This is a genomic window from Pseudomonas sp. PDM27, assembly GCF_019219205.1.
Taxonomy (GTDB): Bacteria; Pseudomonadota; Gammaproteobacteria; order Pseudomonadales; family Pseudomonadaceae; genus Aquipseudomonas; species Aquipseudomonas laurylsulfatiphila.
This window is the reverse complement of sequence record NZ_JAHUWF010000004.1, coordinates 199087-223790: the sequence shown is the minus strand read 5'-3', so window position 1 is coordinate 223790 and position 24704 is coordinate 199087. Positions and strand designations below refer to the sequence as shown.

26 protein-coding genes are annotated in these 24704 nt (G+C 59.5%); 15 read left to right on the top strand and 11 right to left on the bottom strand.

What is annotated here, in order from left to right; all coding sequences use genetic code 11:
* Nucleotides 1-18: 18 nt before the first annotated feature.
* The 4 genes from KW838_RS11195 to KW838_RS11180 all read right to left on the bottom strand — a co-directional run bounded on the left by KW838_RS11195 (nt 19) and on the right by KW838_RS11180 (nt 3591).
* Nucleotides 19-930 carry an SDR family oxidoreductase gene (locus tag KW838_RS11195; RefSeq protein WP_095965861.1) on the bottom strand — a complete coding sequence of 304 codons (912 nt, stop codon included), beginning with the start codon at nt 928-930 and terminating at the stop codon, nt 19-21.
* A gap of 295 nt (nt 931-1225) precedes the next feature.
* Nucleotides 1226-2128 carry an alpha/beta fold hydrolase gene (locus tag KW838_RS11190; RefSeq protein WP_102701465.1) on the bottom strand — a complete coding sequence of 301 codons (903 nt, stop codon included), beginning with the start codon at nt 2126-2128 and terminating at the stop codon, nt 1226-1228.
* Nucleotides 2128-2910, bottom strand: coding sequence for a class II aldolase/adducin family protein (locus tag KW838_RS11185; protein WP_102701466.1), 783 nt, complete (start codon nt 2908-2910; stop codon nt 2128-2130). Before KW838_RS11185 ends, KW838_RS11190 begins: the two co-directional genes overlap by 1 nt.
* A gap of 225 nt (nt 2911-3135) precedes the next feature.
* Complete coding sequence (locus KW838_RS11180; RefSeq protein ID WP_102701467.1) at nt 3136-3591, bottom strand: flavodoxin; 456 nt, start codon at nt 3589-3591, stop codon at nt 3136-3138.
* Nucleotides 3592-3693: 102 nt separating this feature from the next.
* On the opposite strand from KW838_RS11180, the gene KW838_RS11175 reads away from it, so the two are divergent.
* Together KW838_RS11175 and KW838_RS11170 are read left to right on the top strand one after the other, a co-directional pair.
* On the top strand, nt 3694-4170 hold the full coding sequence (locus tag KW838_RS11175; protein WP_102701468.1) for a PAS domain S-box protein: 477 nt from the start codon (nt 3694-3696) through the stop codon (nt 4168-4170).
* Between the two features lie 54 nt (nt 4171-4224).
* Nucleotides 4225-4830 (top strand): hypothetical protein, encoded by a 606-nt coding sequence (locus tag KW838_RS11170; RefSeq protein WP_102701469.1) that lies wholly within the window; start codon nt 4225-4227, stop codon nt 4828-4830.
* Between the two features lie 3 nt (nt 4831-4833).
* On the opposite strand, the gene KW838_RS11165 is transcribed toward KW838_RS11170, so the two are convergent.
* Nucleotides 4834-5793 (bottom strand): MerR family transcriptional regulator, encoded by a 960-nt coding sequence (locus KW838_RS11165; RefSeq protein ID WP_218501092.1) that lies wholly within the window; start codon nt 5791-5793, stop codon nt 4834-4836.
* A 223-nt stretch (nt 5794-6016) separates the two neighbouring features.
* Between KW838_RS11165 and KW838_RS11160 the strand changes: the two genes are divergently transcribed.
* The 7 genes from KW838_RS11160 to KW838_RS11130 all read left to right on the top strand — a co-directional run bounded on the left by KW838_RS11160 (nt 6017) and on the right by KW838_RS11130 (nt 10660).
* Nucleotides 6017-6586: an antibiotic biosynthesis monooxygenase gene (locus tag KW838_RS11160; RefSeq protein WP_218501091.1), complete on the top strand. Its 570-nt coding sequence runs from the start codon at nt 6017-6019 to the stop codon at nt 6584-6586.
* Nucleotides 6587-6757: 171 nt separating this feature from the next.
* Complete coding sequence (gene folM, locus KW838_RS11155; RefSeq protein WP_218501090.1) at nt 6758-7468, top strand: dihydromonapterin reductase; 711 nt, start codon at nt 6758-6760, stop codon at nt 7466-7468.
* A 20-nt stretch (nt 7469-7488) separates the two neighbouring features.
* Nucleotides 7489-8049 (top strand): GTP cyclohydrolase I FolE, encoded by a 561-nt coding sequence (gene folE / locus KW838_RS11150; protein ID WP_102701473.1) that lies wholly within the window; start codon nt 7489-7491, stop codon nt 8047-8049.
* Between the two features lie 2 nt (nt 8050-8051).
* Nucleotides 8052-8423, top strand: coding sequence for a dihydroneopterin triphosphate 2'-epimerase (folX, locus tag KW838_RS11145; RefSeq protein WP_007970304.1), 372 nt, complete (start codon nt 8052-8054; stop codon nt 8421-8423).
* A 104-nt stretch (nt 8424-8527) separates the two neighbouring features.
* Nucleotides 8528-8824, top strand: coding sequence for a DUF1244 domain-containing protein (locus KW838_RS11140; protein WP_007970303.1), 297 nt, complete (start codon nt 8528-8530; stop codon nt 8822-8824).
* Nucleotides 8817-9155, top strand: coding sequence for a HopJ type III effector protein (locus tag KW838_RS11135; RefSeq protein ID WP_218501089.1), 339 nt, complete (start codon nt 8817-8819; stop codon nt 9153-9155). Before KW838_RS11140 ends, KW838_RS11135 begins: the two co-directional genes overlap by 8 nt.
* A 248-nt stretch (nt 9156-9403) precedes the next feature.
* Nucleotides 9404-10660, top strand: a complete 1257-nt coding sequence (locus tag KW838_RS11130; protein ID WP_218501088.1) for an aspartate aminotransferase family protein — start codon at nt 9404-9406, stop codon at nt 10658-10660.
* A 158-nt stretch (nt 10661-10818) separates the two neighbouring features.
* On the opposite strand, the gene trxB is transcribed toward KW838_RS11130, so the two are convergent.
* Entirely contained in the window at nt 10819-11775 is a 957-nt protein-coding gene (gene trxB / locus KW838_RS11125; protein ID WP_095965873.1) for a thioredoxin-disulfide reductase, read from the bottom strand.
* Nucleotides 11776-12090: 315 nt separating this feature from the next.
* Here trxB and cysZ point away from each other — a divergent pair, with 315 nt between their 5' ends.
* Complete coding sequence (gene cysZ / locus KW838_RS11120) at nt 12091-12846, top strand: sulfate transporter CysZ (RefSeq protein ID WP_218501087.1); 756 nt, start codon at nt 12091-12093, stop codon at nt 12844-12846.
* A gap of 98 nt (nt 12847-12944) precedes the next feature.
* On the opposite strand, the gene KW838_RS11115 is transcribed toward cysZ, so the two are convergent.
* On the bottom strand, nt 12945-13730 hold the full coding sequence (locus KW838_RS11115; RefSeq protein WP_218501086.1) for a hypothetical protein: 786 nt from the start codon (nt 13728-13730) through the stop codon (nt 12945-12947).
* Nucleotides 13731-13881: 151 nt separating this feature from the next.
* Here KW838_RS11115 and KW838_RS11110 point away from each other — a divergent pair, with 151 nt between their 5' ends.
* Both KW838_RS11110 and KW838_RS11105 read left to right on the top strand, forming a co-directional pair.
* Nucleotides 13882-15477: a family 20 glycosylhydrolase gene (locus KW838_RS11110; RefSeq protein WP_218501085.1), complete on the top strand. Its 1596-nt coding sequence runs from the start codon at nt 13882-13884 to the stop codon at nt 15475-15477.
* Nucleotides 15478-15584: 107 nt separating this feature from the next.
* Nucleotides 15585-16784, top strand: a complete 1200-nt coding sequence (locus KW838_RS11105; protein ID WP_218501084.1) for a glycosyltransferase family 1 protein — start codon at nt 15585-15587, stop codon at nt 16782-16784.
* Between the two features lie 119 nt (nt 16785-16903).
* On the opposite strand, the gene KW838_RS11100 is transcribed toward KW838_RS11105, so the two are convergent.
* From KW838_RS11100 to KW838_RS11090, 3 genes are all read right to left on the bottom strand, one after another.
* Nucleotides 16904-18007: an NADH:flavin oxidoreductase gene (locus KW838_RS11100; RefSeq protein WP_015093513.1), complete on the bottom strand. Its 1104-nt coding sequence runs from the start codon at nt 18005-18007 to the stop codon at nt 16904-16906.
* Nucleotides 18008-18195: 188 nt separating this feature from the next.
* Nucleotides 18196-18678: a glutathione peroxidase gene (locus KW838_RS11095; protein ID WP_008046206.1), complete on the bottom strand. Its 483-nt coding sequence runs from the start codon at nt 18676-18678 to the stop codon at nt 18196-18198.
* 122 nt (nt 18679-18800) lie between these two features.
* On the bottom strand, nt 18801-19286 hold the full coding sequence (locus KW838_RS11090; protein WP_007942189.1) for a peptidylprolyl isomerase: 486 nt from the start codon (nt 19284-19286) through the stop codon (nt 18801-18803).
* On the opposite strand from KW838_RS11090, the gene KW838_RS11085 reads away from it, so the two are divergent.
* The 3 genes from KW838_RS11085 (at nt 19255) to KW838_RS11075 (ending at nt 22645) form a co-directional block, all read left to right on the top strand.
* A complete protein-coding gene (locus KW838_RS11085) occupies nt 19255-19581 on the top strand; it encodes a DUF3565 domain-containing protein (RefSeq protein ID WP_102675406.1) in 327 nt (108 codons plus the stop codon). The genes KW838_RS11090 and KW838_RS11085 overlap by 32 nt on opposite strands.
* Before the next feature lie 61 nt (nt 19582-19642).
* Nucleotides 19643-21742: a phosphate acetyltransferase gene (gene pta / locus KW838_RS11080; RefSeq protein ID WP_102701494.1), complete on the top strand. Its 2100-nt coding sequence runs from the start codon at nt 19643-19645 to the stop codon at nt 21740-21742.
* Entirely contained in the window at nt 21743-22645 is a 903-nt protein-coding gene (locus KW838_RS11075) for an acyltransferase (protein WP_116580976.1), read from the top strand.
* A 153-nt stretch (nt 22646-22798) separates the two neighbouring features.
* On the opposite strand, the gene cysN is transcribed toward KW838_RS11075, so the two are convergent.
* Nucleotides 22799-24697 (bottom strand): sulfate adenylyltransferase subunit CysN, encoded by a 1899-nt coding sequence (gene cysN / locus KW838_RS11070; RefSeq protein WP_007970287.1) that lies wholly within the window; start codon nt 24695-24697, stop codon nt 22799-22801.
* Nucleotides 24698-24704: the final 7 nt, after the last annotated feature.

The following is a 24704-nucleotide window of genomic DNA, read 5'->3' as shown; positions in this document are numbered from 1 at the left end:
GGTGGGTGGCCCAATTTCTCAGAGCGAATACTTCTGCAAATTCCCCATCATTTCCTTCAGCGCCTCTATGTTGTCCTTCGGATGCGCCGCACCTTCGAAGTCGCAAATCTGCTGCCAGTGTGCCGCCACATCTTCCGGTGAGAAGCCGGCCCGTGGATCGAACCCGACACCGAGGCTGCGCTCCCAGCGGACCTTGCCCATCCAGCCGCCGCCGACCTCGAACAGACCGGAAGTTTCCTGGCAGTTCTCGCTGGCCAGGTACACCACCAGCGGGCTGACCAGCTCCGGCTTGAGCTGTTCGAAGACTTGCGGCGGGATCAGGCCTTCGGTCATGCGTGTGCCGCCGGTAGGGGCGATGGCGTTGACCAGGATGTTGTTCTTGCGGCCTTCGATGGCCAGAGTGCGGGTCAGGCCATAGAGACCGAGCTTGGCCATGCCGTAGTTGGACTGGCCGAAATTGCCATAGATACCCGAAGTCGACGCGGTGAAAATCACCCGGCCGTAGTTCTGTTCACGCATGTGCGGCCAGGCGGCACGGGTGACTTTGTAGGCACCTTCGACGTGGACGCGGTAAACCAGGTCCCAGTCGGCGTCTTCCATTTTGTGGAAGGTCTTGTCACGCAGGATCCCGGCGTTGTTGACCACCACGTCGACGCGACCGAAGACGTCCAGGGCGTGCTGGACCAGTTTGTCACCATCCGTGACCGAGTCGTGGTTGGCCTCGGCGATGCCGCCGGCCTCGCGAATGTCCGCTACCACGCGGGCGGCGGCCGAGGCACTGGCGCCTTCGCCCTGGGTCGAGCCGCCCAGGTCGTTGACCAGAACCCTGGCGCCCTGTTTGGCGAACAGCAGCGCATGCGCCCGTCCCAGGCCGCCACCGGCACCGGTAATGATCACGACTTTATCTTCGAAGCGCACAGGCTCATTCATGGGGGGACTCCAGCAGGCCAAGGGACGATGAGTCCGAGTGTCCGGCACGGCGCAGCGGGTCACAATCAATACGGGGGAGGCTGAATGGTGCGCGATAAGGCTGGGGGATGATGATCGCGTCAACAGGTTGCGCTGCCCTTGTGGCGAGGGAGCTTGCTCCCGTCGGGTCGCGAAGCGGCCCTGAGGCATTCAACCCGGGACACAGGTTTTACGACTGCTTCGCAGCCGAACGGGACGGTGCGGCGATCCGACAAGCTCCCTCGCCACAGAAGCAGAGCGGGTTCAACGCTGCGAATCAGGAGCAGGCGACTTTGCGCGGTGGGGAAAGCAATTGATCGCGAAACGCCAGGTAGTGCCTGAGGACCTCGCAGGGTGCCTCGATCTGCGGGTAATGACCGATGTCGGGCAATACCACGGTGTCCGCATCCGGGATCAGTTCCCGGTAACGCTCGACCATATGCACACCGGAGATCGGATCGACCCCGCCATCGATCACTCGCAGCGGCACTTCACCGCGTTGCATCGCGCTCACCCAGCGGTTGCGCCAGACCCGTCGCTCCGGGATGTAGGCGATCAACTTGTGCATGATCCGTGGCCCACGCTGGCATTCGACCAGGCTCCAGAAGTCATCCATCTGGCTTTCACTGGGACGGGTTTGCGGGCCGAAAATCTGCCGAAAGCTTCTCACCAGGCCATCACGGCTGAAGGCACGGCCAATCATCCAGCCCAAAGGGCTGAGCAAGAGCTTCTGCATCAATACCGGGCGGTGGGTTTCCGGAAACAACCCGCCGTTGAGAAACACACAACTGGCCAGCTCCACCCGCGATTCGTAATGTCGGGCCAGCAGTTCCTGGGCCACGCTGTCGCCATAGTCGTGGGCGAACAGGTGCACCGGCTGCTCGACATTCAGGTGCTCAAGCAGTGCCTGTTGCAGATCCGCTTGCTCCAGCAGGCTGTATTCGTGGTTCGCCGGTTTGGCCGAATCGCCGAAGCCCAGCATGTCGCAAGCGATCACGCGAAAGCGCTGGGTCAATGGCTGCCACAGGTAATGCCAGTCCCAGCTGGCGGACGGGAAACCGTGAATCAGCAACAGCGGCTCGCCCTGACCCGCCGTCCAGTAACGGATGCTGTGGCCACGGAACAAGAACGTCTGGCTGCGTTTGCGCCAGACACACAGAGGAATCTCGGCGAGTGCCATCAGAGTTTATAACCCGGGTCCAGTTTATCGAGCTTGCGCAGCAGCGCCGGCCACGCCAGCGCTCCGCCCATTCCTTGAGCACTTCGGGTGACACCCGCGATCATGGCTTTGGCGCCGGCCAGGATCTGCGGTTCGATGGCAATCAGCTCAGCCGCACCGTTTTGTGCCATGACCTGAATGTCGCAGGCACGTTGAAAGGTAAACATCATCAGGAACGTATCGGCGATGGTGCTGCCGCAGGTCAGCAGACCGTGGTTATGCAGCATCAGGAAATTGTTTTCACCGAGGTCGGCCTGCAGCCGCACCTTCTCTTCATGGTTGAGCGCCACACCTTCGTAGGCGTGGTAGGCCAGGCTGGAAAGCACGAACAACGATTGTTGGCTGATCGGCAGAACGCCCTGCTTCTGGGCCGAGACCGCCACCCCTGAAGCCGTGTGGGTGTGCAGCACACAAACCACATCGTGACGCACTTCATGCACGGCGCTGTGGATGGTGTAACCCGCCGGATTGATCTCGTAAGGACTGTCCATCAACTTGTTGCCAGCCTGATCCACCTTGACCAGGCTCGACGCGGTCATTTCGTGAAACATCAACCCGAACGGGTTGATCAGGAAATCTTCGGTGCCGGGCACCTTGGCGGAGATGTGGGTAAAGATCAGGTCATCCCAACCGTGTTGAGCGACCAGGCGATAACAGGCCGCAAGGTCAACGCGAGTCTGCCACTCGGCAGCACTGACCTGGTCTTTGACACTGTGTGGCGATTGGACAGGAGCGACAGTCACGGCAAGGAGCCTCGGTTTTTTATTATGGAGTGTTTCCTATGTTCATCGAGTCTAGTCAGCCCTTGAGGTTCGTGTAGTTGCATTGGCAGCCAGCTTGGTGGCCTTACGAGTCAGTCGCCCTGCCACCCATGGATCCCTGTCAAACGACCGGCGCCAGCGATGGTCTGACAGGCCGTTTTTTACCGTACTGTCAGAACCCTGACTGGCATGGATGTCGGAGTAACGTCAGGTGCGCAGTGCGCTGATCAAGTCCGCCAGCCAAGGCTCGGCGTCCGTCTCTGGGGTCACGCTCTCGCTGGCATCCAGGCGTAGCATCGGTAGTACTTCGCGAATGCCCAGTTCACCGAACAATTCGCGCATTTGCTCGCCGCCGCCACAAAAAGTATCGCCATAGCTCGCATCGCCCAGCCCGATCACCGCCCCCGGCAAACCGCGCCAGGCTGCTGGCAATTGGTCACGAATGGTCGAATACAGTGGTTGCAGATTGTCCGGCAGCTCACCCATGCCGGTGGTCGAGGTCACCGCCAGAAAGGCTTCGGGGCCAAACGCCTGGACGTCGGCGAGGGTCGCACGCGGGTTGTGCCAGGTTTCGAAACCGGCGGCTTTCAACAGGCTGGCGGCGTGGCGGGCAACTTCTTCGGCCGTGCCGTACACCGAGCCGGAAATGATGGCGACTTTCATCAATCTGATCCTGAATCCGAGTAAAAGACCCGGATATTAACACCACAGTCGTGATTATTCTTTTAGAATGCAATTGACAATCAATCAGGAAAGGATGCTCCGATGATTAATGCTCAACTGCTGCAAATGGTGATCAACGCCTCCAACGACGGCATCGTGATTGCCGAAAAGGAAGGCGATCAGGACAAAATCCTCATTTACGTCAACCCCGCGTTCGAACGCCTGACGGGGTACTCCAGCGAAGAGATCCTCTATCAGGATTGTCGTTTCCTGCAGTCAGGGGACCGCGACCAGGAAGCCCTGCCGTTGATTCGCAACGCCTTGAACAGTGAAGGTTCCTGCCGGGAAATACTGCGCAACTACCGCAAGGACGGCACACCGTTCTGGAATGAGCTGTCCCTTTCAACAGTGAAAAATCCAGCGGACGGGCAAACCTATTTTGTCGGTGTGCAAAAAGACGTCACGGTGCAAGTCAAGGCACAACAGCGCGTGGCACAGTTGGAGCGGCAGGTCACTGAACTCCAGGCGGAGCTTGCTGCGCTCAAGGCGACGAACGGCGCAAACGAAACTCAGAATTAATGGTCAGTAACTACAATCACCAATAACTTTGTAACTATACCTTTCGAGCTGGCCATGCAACGCGACGCGCTCCTGACCCAGGATGAGCTGGATTTCATCCAGACCATGCAACACAACCCGCAACTCAATGTGCGGGATGCGACGTCGAGCCTGCTCGTCAACGGTGGATCGCAAATCCGTGACCTGCTTACCCGCCTGGCGGCCCATGAGCAGGTCACCATTCAAGCCAGCTTCGAAAACCAGCAAATAACCTTCCCCCTGCACCTGGTGGAAGACGAATTCCATGCGCTGCATTTGCGTCTCGGCGTGCCGAGCATCTATGAAGACGGGCCGATGGTCCGGCCTTGGCGTCTGGTACTGGACGAGCCGGTAGCGTTGGAAAACGCCCAGGGTCAACCCGGCACCCTGTGGGTACACGAAGTGTCGTGCAAAGGGGTTTTGCTGGAGGTTCGCAACAAGACCAAGCCACCGAAGCATTTCGCCTTGTGGTTCAGCCCCTCAGGCTATGAGCGGATTGCCTTGCGCGGCACCTTCGAGAAAGAAAACGAACAGGGCTTCTACGCCTATCAACTGAACCAGAGCGATACGGACGAAACCGAGCGTCTGCGCCAGTTCATCCTGCAACAGCATCGTCTGACTCATCCAACGCTGCATCTCTGAACTTCAAGTATCCAGAGTTCCCGCCAGGAACTGCTTCAGACGCTGGCCCATGACCTTCCCTTCATTGCCCAGGCAACCAATCGATGACCCGGCCAGGCTTTCCTGCGCCAGGTCAGAAGCATCACCGGCCAACAACAGTCGACACTCCAGGCCCATGGCCAGGCGATTCAGGCGCCGCGGCAACTCGGCGTTCGGCACCTGATTGGAAAACAGCACCAGTGCCATGGGCTTGATCCTTTCACACATCAGCGCCAGTTCCTCGAATGGCTGGCCTATGTTCAATACGCGAATGGCCGATGGCCCGGAACTCAGGAACAGGGCGGCAACCAACAGCTCCAGCTCCCGGCAGTGACCATCCAGGGCACAGATGACCACGCGACGCGGCTGTTTCTCGCGCGTCAACAGCAAGCGCTGCACTACCCGGGAACGCAGAAAACCATCCAGGAGCAGCCACTCGCTGGTTACGCCGAATTGGTCCTGGCGTTGCATCAACTGCTTCCAGACGGGGATCAGAATGTCCTGAAACACCACCGACAGGGCGTAACTGGAAAAGATTTGCCCGTAGAGCTGCTCCAGCCGAAGGTCGTCAAACCCGTTGACCGCCGCAAGAACCTGTTGCTGCCACTGCGCGTAATCGGCTTCCACGAGGCTGTTGGGGATGATGTGCGACAACGCCTGGAGCGGCTCGGTCCTGGCCAGGATCTTGCCGATCCTGCTGACCGCAACACCGCGTTCGATCCAGCCGAGAATGCTGCGAACGCGCTCAATATCGGTCAGCGAGTACAGGCGATGCCCGCTTTCGGTGCGTGTGGGAACAATCAGGCCATAACGTCGCTCCCAAGCGCGAAGCGTGACCGGGTTGACACCTGTCAGGCGCGCCACCTCGCGAATGGGGAAGAGCTCTTCCTGTTCGAGAGCGACGGCCTGAGTGGATCCTGATGCGACGTCTGTCTGTATCGGCATTCTGTTGAAACATCCCTGTATCGTCCGCGCGTTATTCTAACGCCCCCACCCCGTAAAGTTTCCGTAAAAAATCGATACTGCGGATGAGCGGATAAACGTCACAGACGCCACGGGCAGAATCAGGAATAATCCTTGCTTGTTTCAAGTCGCAGCCCACCACCCCGGCGCTGCGCCTGGCGAAGCGCCTATCCGGAGCGACGCAAATGCCTCATGGAGATACACAATGTCTACCCCACCCGTCACGCTGATGGTTGCGCGCCGCGTTGCCAATGGACGTTATCAGGACCTGATCGCCTGGCTGCGCGAAGGCGAACAACTGGCCACCGATTTTCCCGGCTACCTCGGCTCCGGCGTACTCGCACCACCGCCCGACGATGACGAATTCCAGATTATCTTCCGCTTCGCCGACGAGCAGACCCTGCACGCCTGGGAACATTCCGTCTCTCGCAGCGCCTGGCTCGGACGCGGCAGCGACCTGTTCGCCCACCCGACAGAACACCGGGTCAGCGGCATCGAAGGCTGGTTTGGCGTCGCCGGCCAACGCCCGCCACGCTGGAAACAGGCCGTGGCGATCTGGCTGGCGTTCTTTCCGGTCTCGCTGCTGTTCAACTTTGTGCTGGGGCCGCTGCTGGGCGAGATGGCGCTATTGCCCCGCGTGCTCGTCAGCACCCTGTGCCTGACGCCGCTGATGGTTTACTTGTTCATTCCGTTGTCGACCCGTTTGCTGGCCAATTGGCTGAACAGTGCGCCAGCTCGACCGCTGCCCGCAGAACCCACCGTCCAAAATCGCTGATCCCCCTGTGGGAGCGAGCTTGCTCGCGATGAGGGCGTGTCAGTCAACATATGTGTCGTCTGACAGTCCGCAATCGCGAGCAAGCTCGCTCCCACAGTTGTTTCCCCCCGCAATAGGTAGAGCGCTCCCGTCGCTGGTATAGTTTTGCTCTCACCGCGATGCGAGCCGTTCATGACTTCTTCCGCAGCCCCCATCCTGATTACCGGCGCCGGCCAGCGTGTCGGTTTGCACTGCGCCCGGCGACTGCTGGAAGACGGCCATCGCGTGATTTTCAGCTACCGCAGCGAGCGGCCCGGCGTACAAGCCCTGCGCGACCTGGGGGCCACCGCCGTGTTCGCGGACTTCGCCAGCGAAACCGGAATCCTCGCCTTCATCAGTGAACTGAAAACCCACACCGACTGTTTGCGGGCGATTGTCCACAACGCCTCCGAATGGCTGGCCGAAACACCGGACACCGACGCCGCCGCATTCACCCGCATGTTCAGCGTGCACATGCTGGCGCCCTACCTGATCAACCTGCATTGCGCCGATCTGCTGCAACGCTCAAGCCCCGCAGACATCGTGCACATCAGCGATGACGTGACCCGCAAGGGCAGCAGCAAGCACATCGGTTATTGCGCCAGCAAAGCCGGACTCGACAGCCTGACCCTGTCCTTCGCCGCCAGGTACGCGCCGGACATCAAGGTCAACGGGATTGCGCCGGCCCTGCTACTGTTCAACCCTGAAGACGACGCGGCCTACCGCGCCAAGGCACTGGCCAAGTCCGCGCTGGGCATCGAGCCTGGCTGCGAAGTGATCTACCAGAGCCTGCGCTATCTGCTCGACAACCCTTATGTCACCGGCACCACCCTGACCGTCAACGGCGGAAGGCACATCAAATAAGTGTCCCGCGAGGATTCTCCATGACGTTATCCCTGCCCCAGAATTATCGAGAGATCCTCATCGGCCTCGGTGAAAATCCAGACCGCGAAGGCCTGCTCGACACCCCGGTGCGCGCAGCCAAAGCCATGCAGTACCTTTGCCATGGTTACGAACAAAGTGTCGAAGAGATCGTCAATGGCGCGCTGTTCGCCTCGGACAACGATGAAATGGTGATCGTCGACAACATCGAGCTGTACTCGCTTTGCGAACACCATATGCTGCCCTTCATCGGCAAGGCGCATGTGGCTTATATTCCAACCGGCAAGGTGCTGGGGCTGTCGAAGATTGCGCGGCTGGTGGACATGTTCGCCCGGCGCCTGCAAATCCAGGAAAACCTCACCCGGCAAATCGCCGACGCCGTGCAACAGGTGACCGGTGCGGCAGGCGTCGCAGTGGTCATCGAAGCGCAGCACATGTGCATGATGATGCGCGGCGTCGAGAAACAGAATTCGACCATGAACACCTCAGTGATGCTCGGCGCCTTCCGCGAGTCGAGCAACACCCGCCAGGAGTTCCTGCAATTGATTGGACGGAGCAAGTAGCAATGCCACAACTTCAGCCAGGCATGGCACGCATCCGGGTCAAAGACCTGTGCCTGCGTACCTTCATCGGCATCAATGAGGATGAAATCCTCAACAAGCAGGATGTGCTGATCAACCTCACCATTCTGTACGCGGCCCAGGAAGCGGTACGTGACAACGACATCGATCACGCACTGAACTACCGCACGATCACCAAGGCGATCATCGCCCACGTGGAAGGCAACCGCTTTGCGCTGCTCGAACGCCTGACCCAGGAAATTCTCGACCTGGTGATGGCCAACGCATCGGTGCTCTACGCCGAAGTCGAGGTCGACAAGCCCCACGCGCTGCGATTCGCCGAGTCGGTGTCGATAACACTCGCGGCAAGCCGCTAAGCTTCAAGCTTCAAGCTTCAAGCTTCAAGCGGTAAGCTAGAAGCCACCGCAATCCATCTTGCAGCTTGAAGCTTGTCGCTCAAAGCTGTCTCGCAGAGACCCCCATGACCGATCAACAACGCCTGGAACTCGAAGCCGCCGCCTTTCGTCGGCTGGTGGCCCACCTGGACAGCCGCAAGGATGTGCAGAACATCGACCTGATGAACCTCTCGGGCTTCTGCCGCAACTGCCTGTCCAAGTGGTACAAGGCGGCGGCCGACGAGCGCCAGATCGACGTCAGCCTCGACGAAGCCCGCGAAGTGGTTTACGGCATGCCGTACGCCGAATGGAAAGCCCAATATCAGCAGGAAGCCAGCGCCGAACAACAGGCGGCGTTCGCCAAAGGAAAACCCAATGAGTAATTTGAACACCTTGCGCGCCAGCCTCAACAGCGGCGAACACGCCTTCGCCGATACCCTGGCGTTCATTGCAGGCGGCTACGACTACCAGCCTCAGGCCTTCAACAACGGTGGTGTGGAAAACACGGCCGGGCAGAACGAAGGCTCGTGCAAGACCCTGGGTCTGGCACTGCTCGAAGGCTTGAGCGATGAAGAAGCCCTGTTGGCGTTCGGCGAGCATTACCGTTCGGTGCTGGCAACGCCGGAAGGCAGCGACCACGGCAACATCCGCGCGTTGATGGCCCATGGTCTGGCGGGAGTAAAGTTCACCCAACAGCCACTGACTCGCCGCTGATTTGATTTGTAGGAGCGAGCCCGCTCGCGATGGACTGAAGAACGCCACGGGGGGTCAGGCTCCCAGCGTCATCGTTCACCACCATCGCGAGCAAGCTCGCTCCTACAGGTTTTGCGTTCATGGCGCGGAATTGATCACAAGCACAACCCGACTTTTAAGATTGACCCGGCAACTTTATTTCGTTTGCCCCGTAGCACCGCTCACGGCTTAGATAAAAAGAAGTCCTCCTTCTTCCGAGCCGGTCATTCATGCGCAGCGAAACCATCAGCCAGTCGATCAACATCGTTCACCCTGTCACGCTCAGCCACGGTAAAAACGCCGAGGTCTGGGACACCGATGGCAAACGCTACATCGACTTTGTCGGTGGCATTGGCGTACTGAACCTCGGCCATTGCCATCCGCGCATCGTCGAGGCCATTCGCGAACAAGCCACGCGGCTGACCCACTATGCGTTCAACGCGGCTCCCCATGTGCCATACCTCGAACTGATGGATCGCCTCAGTGCGTTCATGCCAGTGGGTTACCCGGTCAGCGGCATGCTCACCAACAGCGGCGCGGAAGCGGCGGAAAACGCCTTGAAGATCGTCCGTGGCGCCACCGGTCGCAGCGCGGTCATCGCCTTCGACGGCGCATTCCACGGCCGCACGCTGGCCACGCTCAACCTCAATGGCAAAGTGGCGCCCTACAAACAGAAAATCGGCGTGCTGCCAGGGCCGGTGTATCACCTTCCCTTCCCCAGCCAGGACAACGGCGTCAGCTGCGCCGAGGCCTTCAAAGCCATGGAGCGTCTGTTCAGCGTCGAGATCGATGTCGAAGACGTCGCCTGCTTTATCGTTGAACCGGTGCAGGGCGAAGCGGGCTTCCTGGCGATGGACGTCGAGTTCGCCCAGGCGCTGCGCAAGTTCTGCGACGACAAGGGTATTGTGCTGATCGCCGATGAAATCCAGTCTGGTTTCGGTCGCACCGGCCAGCGCTTCGCATTCTCACGGCTGGGCATCGAGCCGGATCTGGTCCTGCTCGGCAAAAGCATCGCCGGCGGCGTGCCACTGGGGGCGGTGGTCGGGCGCAAATCGCTTTTGGATAACCTGCCCAAGGGTGGACTCGGTGGCACTTACTCCGGCAATCCCATCGCCTGCGCCGCCGCGCTGGCGACGCTGGATGAAATGAGCGATACCAACCTGCACGCCTGGGGCACACAACAGGAAGAAGCAATTGTCGGCCGCTATGAAACCTGGCGCGCGAACGGCCTGACGCCGTATCTGGGCCGCCTGACCGGGATCGGTGCGATGCGCGGCATCGAGCTGATCAACGCCGATGGCTCACCCGCCCCGGCACAATTGACCCAACTGCTGGCTTTGGCGCGGAATGCGGGCCTGCTGCTGATGCCCAGTGGCAAATCGCGGCACATCATTCGCTTGCTGGCGCCTTTGACCATCGAGGCTGCGGTGCTGGAAGAAGGGCTGGATATTCTTGAAGCCTGCCTTGCAAAACTGACTCAAGCATAAAGCCCCCTGCAGGAGCTGCCGAAGGCTGCGATCTTTTGATCTTGTTTGTAAAAATCAAAAGATCGCAGCCTTCGGCAGCTCCTACAGGGTTGGGTGCCTTTGTCTTCACCATGAAAAAACCGGCCGAAGCCGGTTTTTTCATTTCGACGAAAGCAGAATCAAGCGTTCTGCAGATTGTCGAGGTAACGCTCGGCATCCAGTGCCGCCATGCAACCGGCGCCAGCCGAGGTGATGGCCTGACGGTACACGTGGTCGGCCACGTCACCGGCGGCGAAGATGCCTTCGAGGCTGGTGGCGGTGGCGTTGCCGTCACGGCCGCCCTGCACAACCAGGTAACCGTCTTTCAACGTCAGTTGGCCTTCGAACAGCGAAGTGTTCGGGGTGTGGCCGATGGCGATGAACACGCCGTCGACTTTCACTTCGTCGAAGCTGCCGTCGTTGTTCTTCAGGCGGGCACCGGTCACGCCCATGTTGTCGCCCAGTACTTCGTCCAGGGTCGCATTCAGCTTCAGCTCGATCTTGCCTTCGGCAACACGGGCGTTCAGCTTGTCGATCAGGATCTTCTCGGCGCGGAAGGTTTCGCGACGGTGGATCAGGGTGACTTTGCTGGCGATGTTGGCCAGGTACAGGGCTTCTTCGACAGCAGTGTTGCCACCGCCGACCACAGCTACCGGCTTGTTGCGATAGAAGAAACCGTCGCAGGTTGCGCAGGCGGAGACGCCTTTGCCCATGAACGCTTCTTCGGACGGCAGGCCCAGGTAACGAGCACTGGCGCCGGTGGCGATGATCAGGGCGTCGCAGGTGTAGGTCGCGCTGTCGCCAGTCAGGGTGTATGGCTTGGCAGCGAAGTCCACGGCATTGATGTGATCGAAAACGATCTCGGTTTCAAAGCGTTCGGCGTGCTCGCGCATCCGCTCCATCAGCGCCGGGCCGGTCAGGCCGTGGACGTCGCCCGGCCAGTTGTCGACTTCGGTGGTGGTGGTCAGTTGACCGCCGGCCTGCATGCCGGTGATCAGCAGTGGCTTGAGGTTGGCACGGGCGGCATAGACCGCAGCGCTGTAACCGGCAGGGCCGGAACCGAGAATAATCACTCGCGAATGACGGACTTCAGACATGACCTGCTCCTGTTGACCGGCCCGGAACACCTGGCGCGGAACGCCGGATTGCCGGCTGGAATAAAAAAGAACGGTTGAAAGCACTTGGGGAAGGCTTGAACCCGACCGTCCTGTAAAAAGATTGGGTGCAGCGTATCGAGGGGGCGAAGATTAAGGAAATACGGATTAACAATCCAGCTCATAGGTGGTCTCTATGCAATCTGCCCGACGATATCGACGTCTTTGTTACAGTGGATGTCGATACCGCCACCGCGCTTTCGCCTGTGAAGCAAAGCCGGTAAGGTCGGCGCGTTTTCCCTCTGCCCGGAGCACCTTATGCCCGCCCCTGTTCTGTCCGGCCCGCAATACCTGCGCGAAGGCCTCAAGCTGGTGCTGAGCCCCAGCCTGCGTTTGTTTGTGTTGTTGCCGCTGGCGATCAACCTGGTGCTGTTCGTCGGATTGATCTACCTGGCCGGCCATCAATTCAGCCTGTGGGTCGATACGCTGATGCCGTCCCTGCCCGACTGGCTGAGTTTTCTCAGCTACATCCTCTGGCCGCTGTTCGTGGTGCTCGTCGTGCTGATGGTGTTCTTCACTTTCACCATGCTCGCCAACGTCATTGCCGCGCCATTCAACGGCTTCCTCGCGGAGAAAGTCGAAGTGGTGGTGCGCGGCACCGATGATTTTCCGGCCTTCAGCTGGGGCGAACTGATTGCGATGATCCCGCGCACCCTGGCCCGGGAAATGCGCAAACTGGGCTACTTCCTGCCGCGGGCGATCGGGCTGTTCATCCTCTCGTTCATCCCGGTGGTGAACATCATCGCCGCGCCACTATGGCTATTGTTCGGGGTGTGGATGATGGCGATCCAGTACATCGACTACCCGGCGGACAACCACAAGCTGGGCTGGAACGAGATGCTCGGCTGGCTGCGCGAGAAGCGCTGGCAGAGCATGAGTTTTGGCGGGATTGTTTATCTGGTGTTGCTGATTCCGGTGGTCAACATCCTGATGATGCCGGCGGCAGTGGCCGGTGCAACGCTGTTCTGGGTACGCGAGCGTGGCGTCCAGACGCTGACAACATCCGCAAAGTAAAAAACACCCGATAAAAAACTGCGGCAAGAGTATTTCTCTTGCCGCAGGCCTTACAACTGACTCACAGCCGTTAGTCGAATCAGTTACTGGTGAGGTATTTACCGTACGATGAACTCAATTTGACCGCTTGGATCAGAAGGCTTGCCATCCAGGATTTGTCTTGCCTTGACATGTTTTACGCCTGGAGTCCAAACGCGACCGTACCTCCAAGTCGTCCTATTAGGCTCTATTGTGGCTTTACCTAAAACACTAAAGTCATGATTCAGCAGTTCAACCGCTTCTGCTCCGGCAGTACAGGTGCCTTCGATAAATATCATCGGCTCGGACGCGTCTTTGGGGTGAGTAATACTTGGAGCGTTCGAGTATTGAGCAACAAAGAAGAGACGTTGCTCAGTTGAGACGGAAGGTATACCAGCAACGCTCTGGCGTGCCCTCACAACCTTGACACCTTCGTCCCAGTTGCGACTGAAATACCAGTTTTTTCCGTTCACTACAGCAGAACCCAGCATACTGTCGTCATAGTTTAGCACGTCAACTTTTGCCCCCTCTAAACAACTCCCCTCAATAAAAACCCGCCCCAAAGCGTGATGAGTTCCGTTTAAAGGATATACGATCGTCGGCACGGGAGTGCTGATCTCTGCAGCCTCATTTGAACCCAGTTTAACTTTCGATTGCTCTGCCATCATTAATACTCCTTTTATTCGGCAAAATTGCCTGTAATGCAGAACCACTTTCACGTTAATTGAAAATAAAAACACCTGTAATAACTGATAGTTTCGAGAAGCGATCGCCAACCTCAACAATACGCAAGCGAAGCTGATATTTCTCCAGCACATCACCAAAACACTTGGTCTCTTCAACGAAACAAAATGGATGAACGGCATAACTTTCTGAGTTTTTACTAAAACCTGTTACTTCTTACAGTAGCCGTTGCTACGCATAAGGTATTCAATCCGCTCAGGGACTCCCCCCCAACTTGAGATCCTTCAGCTATCAGGGATGAGTCACGACTTAAACTTATGGAGTTCCACTTCAATGGCAACACCAATCCACGACCCCGCCTCGACTTGCATGATGCCTGGCGAAAATCTCAGTACCGAGAATCAGAATGTATCCTTTCCCTGGACCCGCATGAGTCCGGCAGTGCTCTATGCGAAACCAGAAGCGGGAGATGATTTTGTCATCAGTGAAAGCTCGCGCATTCTCATCGACAGCGAGAGCCTGCGCCCCCTGGCTACACGACTGGCAGCCGGGTTCGCCGGTGCCGCCGGGCTTGGCAAGCCAACGACCATTGCGCTGCTGCCAGGCGTTCCCCCACTACCGGGTGACGTATTGTTGAAACTGTCCGCACCGAATACGGCGGACGTCCCGATTCCAGTCAATGGGAAAAGCGAAAGTTACCGGATTGATATCTCAAGCAATGTCCTGGTCACCGCACAAACCCTGGAGGCCATGGCCCGGGCCCTGACCACCTTGCATAAAGCCGCACGAGTTTCCACCACACTTGATCCAGGGGTTGTAATTGATGCACCCCTGTATGCCGAGCGCTCGGTAATGATCGATATGGGCCGCTGGTATTTCAGCCCCGATTGGGTAATCAACCTGATTCAGGAAATGGCCTGGAATCAACTCAATACACTGCATTTGCACCTGACCGATAACGAAGGGGTCAGGGTTATCTTTCCTTCTTGTGTGGACATCTCCAGTTCCGATGCCTGGAGCGCAGAAGAACTCAAGCGCGTCCTCGACACCGCCGCCTCCTACCATATCGAGGTGATTCCCGAACTCGACATGCCTGGACATATGGACCGGATACTACGCGACCGACCTCAATTCCACCTTCGCCTCAGTAATGGCACCGTTGTATCTAAAGCGCTCGATTTCAGCATTCCTGCGGCGCGTTCCTTTATCAAAACGCTTGTCTCTGACCTTCTCACAATGTTTCCACAGAGCCGGCGTATCCATCTGGGAGCCGATGAGTACTTTCTCCGCCCGATCACCCACGACAACACTCCACAACTAGCCAAATATGCACGTGATATGTCCGGTAATCCAAATGCCACTTCCGAGGACGCTGTCAGGTACTTCATCAATTACGTGGCAAGTCTGATACTAAACAGAGGTAAAATCGCGCGAGTCTGGAACGACGGGGCTGTTCGACCCAACCCGGTCATTGCGGTGAATAAAAAGGTAGAAATCGAGTGCTGGAGTCTATGGGGCAGCCTGCGCGGAGAAATGACTGCACAAGACCTGGTCAATGCCGGATACAACGTGATCAACGCCCATGGCGACTTTTATTTCATCGTTAACAAGACCTGGGACAATATCCTCCACGCCAAGCACTCGCCTCGCGGTATTTATGATACGTGGCGAGCCAACCATTTCATGGACAAAGCAGGAGGCGCGATAACGGAGATTCCCGCGGACAGTCCATTTTTAGGGGGGGCCGGAATCCAGTTCTGGATCGAAGTGCCGTCCTTCAGTTCCCCGGAAGAAGCCTGGAATCAGCTGATACCTTGGTTGTTGCCACTGGGGCAACGCACTTGGGACTCTCCGAACGGCGCTGCCGACTACAAATCACTGTCACTGATCGCACGCGCCGTAGCCCATCCACCGCCAGAACCGTGGTAACTGAATAGGATTCGTGAGTATCTGACTCAGCACCAGTCAGTGCGCACCGGTTCACCGGCCAGGCCCACAACGTCACAAATCCATCATCCCGACGTCACACTGACGACATGGCCCCAGCCGACACTGGGGTCATGACGACAGCTCTGCATATCACCCTGATCACAGAAACCTTCCCTCCGGAAATCAACGGCGTGGCCAATACCCTGGGTCGCTTGTGCGACGGTCTGCGCGCACGCGGGCACCAGGTGGAACTGGTGCGACCACGCCAGGGCTGCGACCAGCAGTTGGGCAGCGACGATGAGTTGCTGCTGTGCCGCGGCTGGCCGCTACCGGGCTATCCCGGTCTGCAATGGGGTCAGTCGTCGATGCACAAGCTGCTGCGGCGCTGGACGCGTCACCGCCCGGACGTGCTCTACATCGCCACCGAGGGCCCGCTGGGCCTGTCGGCCTTGCGTGCGGCACGGCGTCTGGGGATTTCCGTGGTCAGCGGTTTCCACACCAATTTCCAGCAGTACTCCAACCAGTACGGCCTTGGCTTGCTCACGCGCCTGCTGACTCACTACCTGCGTTGGTTCCACAACCGCTCGACCATGACCCTGGTGCCCAGCGTCAGTCAGCGCATGGAGTTGGAACGACGGCATTTCGAACGACTGGCGTTGCTCTCCCGAGGGGTCGACAGTGAGTTGTTTCACCCGGCCAAACGATTAAGTGCCCTGCGTGAGCAATGGGGACTGACCGAGGAAGACATCGCCGTCATTCACGTCGGACGCCTGGCCCCGGAAAAGAATCTTGGCTTGCTCAAACGCACCCTCAATACCCTCAAGGCGAGTTATCCCCGGCGCACCCTGAAACTGATCGTGGTCGGCGAAGGTCCGCAGCGCCAGGAACTGCAAAACGAAATGCCCGAGGCGATTTTCTGCGGCACCCAGCGGGGTGAAGCCCTGGCCTGTCACTACGCATCAGGCGACGTGTTTCTGTTTCCGAGCCTGACCGAAACCTTCGGCAATGTGGTGCTTGAAGCACTGGCCTCGGGGCTCGGCGTGGTGGCCTACGATCAGGCGGCGGCGGCCCAGCATATTCGTCATGGCTACAACGGTGTGTTGGCGATGCCGGGGGATGAAGAAGCGTTCTGCGATGCAGCGGCATGGCTGCTGGAGGACAGGGAGGCCTTGCGCAATGTGCGACTCAATGCGCGCCAGCATGCCAGTCGCCAGGGTTGGGCGACGATCATCGAACAGTTCGAGGGACAGTTGCGCGGGGCTTGTGCCGGGGAGATGGTGGTGCCGAATGCGCCGATTGCTCCCTGATTTTGTAGTGCTCTTGAGTCAGTCTTCGCGAGCAAGCCCGCTCCCACATTGGTTCTGTGTCGTACACAAATCCCTTGTGGGAGCGGGCTTGCTCGCGAAAGCGTAAGGCCAGACGCCGCTTAAACCAGCGTCATCAACGCCTCGCGGCTGAACGGCAGGATGTCGTCCTCACGACCATCGCGCACTTTCTGTGCCCAGTCCGGGTCCACCAGCAACGCACGACCGACCGCTACCAGGTCGAACTCGTCGTTGTTCAGGCGCTCCAGCAGTTTTTCCAGGCTGGCCGGTTGTGCCACCTTGTCGGTGTTGACCATGAACTGCAGGAACTCGCCATCCAGGCCGACGCTGCCCACGGTGATGGTCGGCTTGCCGGTGAGTTGGCGGGTCCAGCCAGCCAGGTTCAGCTCGGAACCGTCGAACTCCGGCTCCCAGAAGCGGCGGGTCGAGCAGTGGAAAATATCCACGCCGGCATCGGCCAACGGCTTGAGGAACTCGCCCAGCGCCTCCGGGGTTTGCACCAGACGTGCGGTGTAGTCCTGCTGCTTCCACTGGGAGAAGCGGAAGATGATCGGGAAACCTTCACCGACCGCGGCACGCACGGCCTGAATCAATTCAATGGCGAAGCGCGAACGATTGGCCAGGCTGCCGCCGTATTCGTCGGTACGCTGGTTGCTGCCTTCCCAGAAGAACTGGTCGACCAGGTAACCGTGGGCGCCGTGGATTTCCACGCCGTCCATGCCGATGCTCTGGGCATCCTTGGCAGCCTGGGCGAATGCGGCGATCACGTCCTGGATATCCTGTTGGGTCATGCCGTGCACAACGACCTGGCCGTCCTTGATTTTTTCCGACGGGCCATAGCCCGGTACGCTGGCGTCCGGTTCAGTGCCGATACGGCGTACGCTGCCCACATGCCACAACTGCGGAACGATCTTGCCTCCTTCGGCGTGAACGGCGTCGACGACTTTCTTCCAGCCGGCCAGAGCCGCTTCACCATAGAAGTGCGGAACGTTCGGGTAGCCGTTGGACGCCTTGTGACCGACGGTGGTGCCTTCGGTGATGATGAGGCCAACGCCCGCAGCGGCGCGGCGACGGTAGTACTCGATCACTTTGGAATTCGGCACGCCGCCCGGAGAAAAGGAGCGGGTCATCGGCGCCATGACGACGCGGGTCGGCAATTCGAGGGTGCCGAGGTGGAACGGTTTGAACAGGGCTTTTACGGGCATGGGACGCTCCACGGAAGAATGACTTTATGACGGTGATAATATGGAGGGATCCGCTGCTTGAACAGCATTATTGATTTTGGTGATTAACGGTCAAAAGACAGAAAGCAAAAGATCGCAGCCTTCGGCAGCTCCTACGATCCTGTGTAGGAGCTGCCGAAGGCTGCGATCTTTTGATCTTGATCTATGGCTTAACTCAGCGCTTTTTCAATCGCATGAACAATGGTCGGATCATCCGGCGCCGTGCGTGGCGAGAACCGCGCCAGTACGCGGCCATCCTTGCCCAGCAGGAACTTCTCGAAGTTCCAGGTGATATCGCCGGGGAATTCCGCGCCCTCGCCCGCCAGCAAGCGGTACAACTGATGACGGTCATGCCCGTTGACTTCCAGCTTGCTGGACAACGGGAAGGTCACACCATAGTTGAGGCTGCAGAAATCCTTGATCTCCTGCTCGGTCCCCGGTTCCTGCCCGGCAAACTGGTTGCACGGCAGGCCCAACACGCTGAAGCCTTTGCCCTTGTATTGTTGGTAGAGGTTTTCCAGCGCCGCGTACTGCGGGGTCAGGCCGCATTTGGAGGCGACGTTGACCACCAATACGACTTGGCCTTTGAAAGGCGCCAGAGGTAGCTCCTGTCCATCCAGGGCTGTCAATTTAAGGTCGTGAAAAGCACTCATGGCGTACTCCAGATTCCCGTGTTCTTCTCGAAACAGCCACTTGGCGGTGTCGTCAGGGACAGCCGCAGACTAAAAAGGCGCCCTCGGGGCGCCTCTCCAGTTATCTGAGCTTAGCGCAGAAATCAGTGGTGATGGCCACCTTCGCCATGGACGTGGCCATGAGCGATTTCTTCCTGGCTGGCGTCACGGATGGCAACGATCTTGACCTGGAAATTCAGGCGCTGACCGGCCAACGGGTGGTTGCCGTCAACGGTGACATCGTCGCCGTCCAGATCACGGATGGTCACGATCTGCATCTGGCCGTCCGGAGCGGAAGCGTGGAACTGCATGCCCACTTCCAGCTCGTCGACGCCTTCGAACATGCTGCGGCTCAGGGTGCTGACCAGTTCGGCAGCGTATTCGCCGTAAGCGTCTTCCGGTTCAACGGCTACGGTCAGCTCGTCGCCGACAGCCTTGCCTTCCAGAGCCTTTTCCAGGCCCGGGATGATGTTGCCTGCGCCTTGCAGGTAGACCAGCGGCGCGCCGCCGGCGGAGCTGTCGATGACCTCACCAGCGTCGTTGGTCAGGGTATAGTCGATGGAGACAGCCTTATTGGCGGCGATCAGCATGGGGCGAGACCTTTTGCATAAGAAGATTGAAAGGCCAAGTTTAGCGAAGCAATCGACTGAAAGCGAACACAACCCGGACAAACGGGATTCGACGGTCACAGGCTTCCATCAGGACGAGGACGGCCACTGGGTGGCCGAGCTTTCCTGCGGCCACACCCAACACCTGCGGCACCAGCCGCCATGGCAATCCCGGGCCTGGGTCATGGACCCTGTGCTGCGCCAGGAAAAAATAGGCCAGCCCTTTGATTGCGGTTGGTGCGCACAAGGTACGGTTAGCGATAACCTTGGTGACTGAATTTCGGTAATCGACCAGCCATAGGTCGTGACCATTGCCATGCACCTTCCAGAGAATCCGCATGCAAACTTTTTTTATCGCGCCCACCGATTTTGGTGTGGGTCTGACCTCCATCAGCCTCGGGCTGGTGCGTACCCTTGAGCGCGCCGGGCTCAAGGTCGGCTTTTTCAAACCGATTGCCCAGCCGCATCCGGGCGACACGGGCCCGGAACGTTCCACTGAACTGGTGGCGCGTACCCACGGCTTGAAACCGCCTCAGCCACTGGGCCTGGCGCATGTCGAGCGCATGCTCGGCGACGGCCAGCTCGATGAGCTGCTCGAGGAAATCATCACCCTGTATCAGCAGGCTGCCATCGGCAAGGACGTGCTGATCGTCGAGGGCATGGTGCCGACCCGCAGCGCCAGTTACGCCGCGCGGGTCAACCTGCACCTGGCCAAGAGCCTCGACGCCGAGGTGATCCTGGTCTCGGCACCGGAAAACGAAGTGCTGACCGAACTCTCCGGTCGCGTCGAGTTGCAGGCGCAATTGTTCGGCGGCCCGAAAGATCCGAAAGTCCTCGGCGTGATCCTCAACAAGGTCAAGACCGAGGAAAGCATGGAGGCCTTCGCCACGCGCCTGAAGGAGCATTCGCCGTTGCTGCGCAGCGGGGATTTCCGTTTGCTCGGCTGCATTCCGTTCCAGCCGGAACTGAACGCCCCGCGCACCCGCGACGTCGCCGACCTGATGGGCGCGCAAGTGCTCAACGCCGGTGATTATGAAACCCGGCGCATGACCAAAATCATCATTTGCGCCCGCACCATGCGCAACACCGTGGAGCTGCTCAAGCCCGGCGTGCTGGTGGTGACCCCCGGCGACCGCGACGACATCATCCTCGCCGTCAGCCTCGCGGCCTTGAACGGTGTGCCGCTGGCCGGCCTGCTGCTGACCAGCGACACCCTGCCCGACCCACGCATCATGGACCTGTGCCGCGGCGCCCTGCAGGCCGGGCTGCCGGTACTGTCGGTGAGTACCGGCTCCTATGACACCGCCAACCTGCTCAATGGCCTGAACAAGGAAATCCCCATCGACGACCGCGAGCGCGCCGAAATCATCACCGATTTCATCGCTGGCCATCTCGATGCCAACTGGTTGCACCAGCGCTGCGGTACACCGCGCGAGATGCGCCTGTCGCCAGCGGTGTTCCGCTATCAATTGATCCAGCGCGCCCAGGCGGCCAACAAGCGCATCGTGCTGCCCGAAGGCAGCGAGCCGCTGACCGTGCAGGCCGCGGCAATCTGCCAGGCCCGCGGCATCGCTCGCTGCGTGTTGCTGGCCAAGCCCGAGGACGTGCAGGCCGTCGCCCGCGCCCAGGGCATCGAGCTGCCGCCAGGCCTGGAAATCATCGATCCGGACTTGATCCGCGAACGCTACGTCGAGCCAATGGTCGCGCTGCGCAAAAGCAAAAGCCTCAACGCGCCGATGGCCGAACAACAACTGGAAGACACCGTGGTGATCGGCACCATGATGCTGGCCCTCGATGAAGTCGACGGCCTCGTATCGGGCGTGATCAACACCACCGCCAACACCATCCGCCCGGCCCTGCAGCTGATTAAAACAGCACCGGGCTGCACCCTGGTGTCTTCGGTGTTCTTCATGCTGTTCCCGGAAGAGGTGCTGGTCTACGGCGACTGCGTGATGAACCCGCACCCGAGCGCCAGCGAACTGGCCGAGATCGCCCTGCAAAGCGCCGACTCGGCCGCCGCATTCGGCATCACGCCACGGGTGGCGATGATCAGCTACTCCAGCGGCGAGTCGGACAGCGGCGAGGAAGTCGCAAAGGTCCGCGAGGCCACCCTGCTCGCCCACGAACAACAGCACTCGCTGCTGATCGATGGCCCCTTACAGTACGACGCCGCCGCCAACGAAAGCGTGGCCCGGCAGCTGGCGCCGAACAGCCAGGTGGCCGGTCGTGCCACGGTGTACGTGTTCCCCGACCTCAACACCGGCAACACCACCCACAAAGCCGTGCAGCGCAGCGCCGACTGCGTCAGCCTCGGGCCGATGCTGCAAGGCCTGCGCAAACCGGTGAACGATTTGCCGCGCGGCGCGCAGGTCGACGACATCGTCTACACCATCGCCCTGACCGCGATTCAAGCCGCCAACCGACCTATGGATGTGTAAATGCTGGACTTCCTACCCGCCCCATTGCGCGGCGTGATCGCCTCGCTGCTGCTGGCATTGAACACGATTTTGCTCTGCTCGTTCCTGTTCTGCGTGGCGCTCGTCAAGGCACTGCCGTTCGCCCTCACCCAACGCATCGCGGGCTGGCTGATGAGCCATACCCATGAAGCCTGGATCAGCCTCAACAAAGGCTGGATGAACCTGGTGCGCCGCACGCGCTGGCACATCAGCGGCCTGCAAGGCCTCGACTACCGGCACTCGTACCTGATCACCAGCAACCACCAGAGCTGGGTCGACATCCTGGTGCTGCAATACGTGCTCAACCGACGCATTCAACCGTTGAAGTTCTTTCTCAAACAAGAGCTGATCTGGGTCCCGGTGATTGGTCTGGCCTGGTGGGCGCTGGGCTTTCCGTTCATGAAGCGCTACTCCAAGGCCTATCTGGAGAAGCACCCGGAGAAGAAAGGCAAGGACCTGGAAACCACCCGCAAGACCTGCGCGAAATTCCGCGACAACCCGGTGGGCATTTTCAACTTCGTCGAAGGCACGCGCTTCACCGAGGGCAAGCACAAGCAACAACAGTCCCCCTTCAAGTACCTGCTCAAGCCCAAGGCCGGCGGCATTGCCTTTGTGCTGGATGCGATGGGTGAGCAACTGGAGTCCATCGTCAACGTGACCATCCACTATCCCGCCGGGCGTCCTGGTTTCTGGGACTTGTTGTGCGGGAACATTGCGGATGTGGTGGTGCATTTTGAAGAGCTGAAGATTCCGCCGCAGTTCATCGGCAAGAACTACGACCAGGACGGCGAATACCGCCTTCAGTTCCAGGGCTGGATCAATCAGATGTGGCAGGACAAGGATGCTCTGCTTGCGCAGATGCATCGGGAATTCCCGGGAGCTTAAGATCAAAAGATCGCAGCCTTCGGCAGCTCCTACACAAAGGTGCGCGTTTACCCTGTAGGAGCTGCCGAAGGCTGCGATCTTTTGACAATCTACAGAGCACAAAAAACCCGCCGAGGATCACTCATCGGCGGGTTTTTCATTTCTGGCTAACGCTTAGATCGCCCCACGCTCGCGCAGCAGACCCAGCACTTGCTTGACGCCTTCTTCCAGCGACACGGACTGGGTGTCGATCACCAGATCGGCATCCAGCGGCACGTCGTACGGGAAGGACTCGCCCGGGATGTTATCCCCGGCCGCCGCGTACAGGCCTTGCGGGTCACGCTCGGCGCAGACGGTTGGCGAAGCCTGGACGTAGACCGTCAGCAGACGATCCTTGCCAATCAGTTCCCGGGCCTGTTCACGACCTTCGGCGCTCGGCGCAACGAACGCCGCCAGGGTCAGCAGACCGGCTTCGTTGAACTGACGCGCAACGTGCGCGGCACGACGCCAGTTCTCGGTACGCCCGGCGCGATCCTGTGGCAGACCTTTGTTCAGGTCGTGACGCAGGTTCTGACCATCGAGTACGAACACTGCACGGCCAAGGTCGAACAGCTTGCGTTCAACGGCATACGCCAGAGTGCTCTTGCCCGCGCCCGACAAGCCGCTGAACAACACGGTGGCCGGTTGCTGGCCGAAGCGCTGTGCGCGCTCTTCGGTGGCGACGTGGGCCAGCTTGCCGTGGTGCGTGCTGGTGCCATGGGCCAAAGGCTGGGCGACGATCATGCCGGCGCCGACGGTGCCGTTGGTCAAGCGGTCGATGATGATGAAGGCGCCGGTGGTGCGGTTGCTGTCGTAACCGTCGAGGGCAATCGGCGCGTCGAGCGCGATCTTGACCTTGCCGATTTCGTTCAACTGCAACGCGCTGGCCGGACCTTCTTCCAGGGTGTTCACGTCGACCTTGTTGACGATGCTGGCGATGGAGCCCGGCACGTAACTGGTGGCGCGCTTGATGTCGTATTTCTTGCCCGGCAGCATCGGCTCTTCAGCCATCCACACCAGCATGGCTTCGAAGCTGTCGGTCACCGGCGGCACGTTGTCGGCGTGAACCAACAGATCACCACGGGAGATGTCGATTTCGTCTTCCATGGTCAGCGTGACTGCCTGACCTGGACCTGCGTGCTCCAGCTCTCCTTCGAAGGTGACGATGGACTTCACGCGGCTGCTCTTGCCCGACGGCAGCACCACGACTTCGTCGCCTTTCTTGACGATGCCGCTGGCCAGCGTACCGGCGAAGCCACGGAAGTTCAGGTTCGGACGGTTGACGTACTGCACCGGGAAACGCAGATCGGTGAAGTTGCGGTCGCCCGCCACTTCCACGGTCTCGAGGATTTCCATCAGCGACTGGCCGGTGTACCACGGCGAGCGCTCGGACTTGTTCACCACGTTGTCGCCCTTCAGTGCCGACATCGGCACGAAGTGCATGCTGGTGGGCTTCATCTTCAGGCCTTCGGCGAACTGCAGGTAGTCGGCCTTGATCGACTCGAACACGCCTTGGTCGAAGTCCTTGAGGTCCATCTTGTTGATGGCCACGACTATGTGCTTGATGCCCAGCAACGAGGCGATGAAGCTGTGGCGACGGGTCTGGGTCTGCACGCCGTAGCGGGCGTCGACCAGGATGATCGCCAGGTCACAGGTGGACGCACCGGTGGCCATGTTGCGGGTGTACTGCTCATGGCCGGGGGTGTCGGCGATGATGAACTTGCGCTTGGCGGTGGAGAAATAGCGGTACGCGACATCGATGGTGATGCCTTGTTCACGCTCGGCCTGCAGACCGTCGACCAGCAACGCCAGGTCGATGTCTTCGCCGGTGGTGCCGACTTTTTTCGAGTCGCGGGTGATCGCTTCCAGGTGATCTTCGTAGATCATCTTGGAGTCGTGCAGCAGGCGCCCGATCAGGGTGCTCTTGCCGTCGTCAACGTTACCGCAGGTCAAAAAGCGCAGCAGCTCTTTACGTTCGTGCTGGCCCAGGTAGGCGAGGATGTCCTCGCTGATCAAATCAGATTGATGCGACATGACAGCC

Coding starts and splice junctions, on each gene's coding strand:
- KW838_RS11195 (WP_095965861.1), bottom strand. CDS start 930: ATGAATGAGCCTGTGCGCTTCGAAGATAAAGTCGTGATCATTACCGGT.
- KW838_RS11190 (WP_102701465.1), bottom strand. CDS start 2,128: ATGGCACTCGCCGAGATTCCTCTGTGTGTCTGGCGCAAACGCAGCCAG.
- KW838_RS11180 (WP_102701467.1), bottom strand. CDS start 3,591: ATGAAAGTCGCCATCATTTCCGGCTCGGTGTACGGCACGGCCGAAGAA.
- KW838_RS11175 (WP_102701468.1), top strand. CDS start 3,694: ATGATTAATGCTCAACTGCTGCAAATGGTGATCAACGCCTCCAACGAC.
- KW838_RS11170 (WP_102701469.1), top strand. CDS start 4,225: ATGCAACGCGACGCGCTCCTGACCCAGGATGAGCTGGATTTCATCCAG.
- KW838_RS11165 (WP_218501092.1), bottom strand. CDS start 5,793: ATGCCGATACAGACAGACGTCGCATCAGGATCCACTCAGGCCGTCGCT.
- KW838_RS11160 (WP_218501091.1), top strand. CDS start 6,017: ATGTCTACCCCACCCGTCACGCTGATGGTTGCGCGCCGCGTTGCCAAT.
- folM (WP_218501090.1), top strand. CDS start 6,758: ATGACTTCTTCCGCAGCCCCCATCCTGATTACCGGCGCCGGCCAGCGT.
- folE (WP_102701473.1), top strand. CDS start 7,489: ATGACGTTATCCCTGCCCCAGAATTATCGAGAGATCCTCATCGGCCTC.
- folX (WP_007970304.1), top strand. CDS start 8,052: ATGCCACAACTTCAGCCAGGCATGGCACGCATCCGGGTCAAAGACCTG.
- KW838_RS11140 (WP_007970303.1), top strand. CDS start 8,528: ATGACCGATCAACAACGCCTGGAACTCGAAGCCGCCGCCTTTCGTCGG.
- KW838_RS11135 (WP_218501089.1), top strand. CDS start 8,817: ATGAGTAATTTGAACACCTTGCGCGCCAGCCTCAACAGCGGCGAACAC.
- KW838_RS11130 (WP_218501088.1), top strand. CDS start 9,404: ATGCGCAGCGAAACCATCAGCCAGTCGATCAACATCGTTCACCCTGTC.
- trxB (WP_095965873.1), bottom strand. CDS start 11,775: ATGTCTGAAGTCCGTCATTCGCGAGTGATTATTCTCGGTTCCGGCCCT.
- cysZ (WP_218501087.1), top strand. CDS start 12,091: ATGCCCGCCCCTGTTCTGTCCGGCCCGCAATACCTGCGCGAAGGCCTC.
- KW838_RS11115 (WP_218501086.1), bottom strand. CDS start 13,730: ATGCCGTTCATCCATTTTGTTTCGTTGAAGAGACCAAGTGTTTTGGTG.
- KW838_RS11110 (WP_218501085.1), top strand. CDS start 13,882: ATGGCAACACCAATCCACGACCCCGCCTCGACTTGCATGATGCCTGGC.
- KW838_RS11105 (WP_218501084.1), top strand. CDS start 15,585: ATGGCCCCAGCCGACACTGGGGTCATGACGACAGCTCTGCATATCACC.
- KW838_RS11100 (WP_015093513.1), bottom strand. CDS start 18,007: ATGCCCGTAAAAGCCCTGTTCAAACCGTTCCACCTCGGCACCCTCGAA.
- KW838_RS11095 (WP_008046206.1), bottom strand. CDS start 18,678: ATGAGTGCTTTTCACGACCTTAAATTGACAGCCCTGGATGGACAGGAG.
- KW838_RS11085 (WP_102675406.1), top strand. CDS start 19,255: ATGGAGACAGCCTTATTGGCGGCGATCAGCATGGGGCGAGACCTTTTG.
- KW838_RS11090 (WP_007942189.1), bottom strand. CDS start 19,286: ATGCTGATCGCCGCCAATAAGGCTGTCTCCATCGACTATACCCTGACC.
- pta (WP_102701494.1), top strand. CDS start 19,643: ATGCAAACTTTTTTTATCGCGCCCACCGATTTTGGTGTGGGTCTGACC.
- KW838_RS11075 (WP_116580976.1), top strand. CDS start 21,743: ATGCTGGACTTCCTACCCGCCCCATTGCGCGGCGTGATCGCCTCGCTG.
- cysN (WP_007970287.1), bottom strand. CDS start 24,697: ATGTCGCATCAATCTGATTTGATCAGCGAGGACATCCTCGCCTACCTG.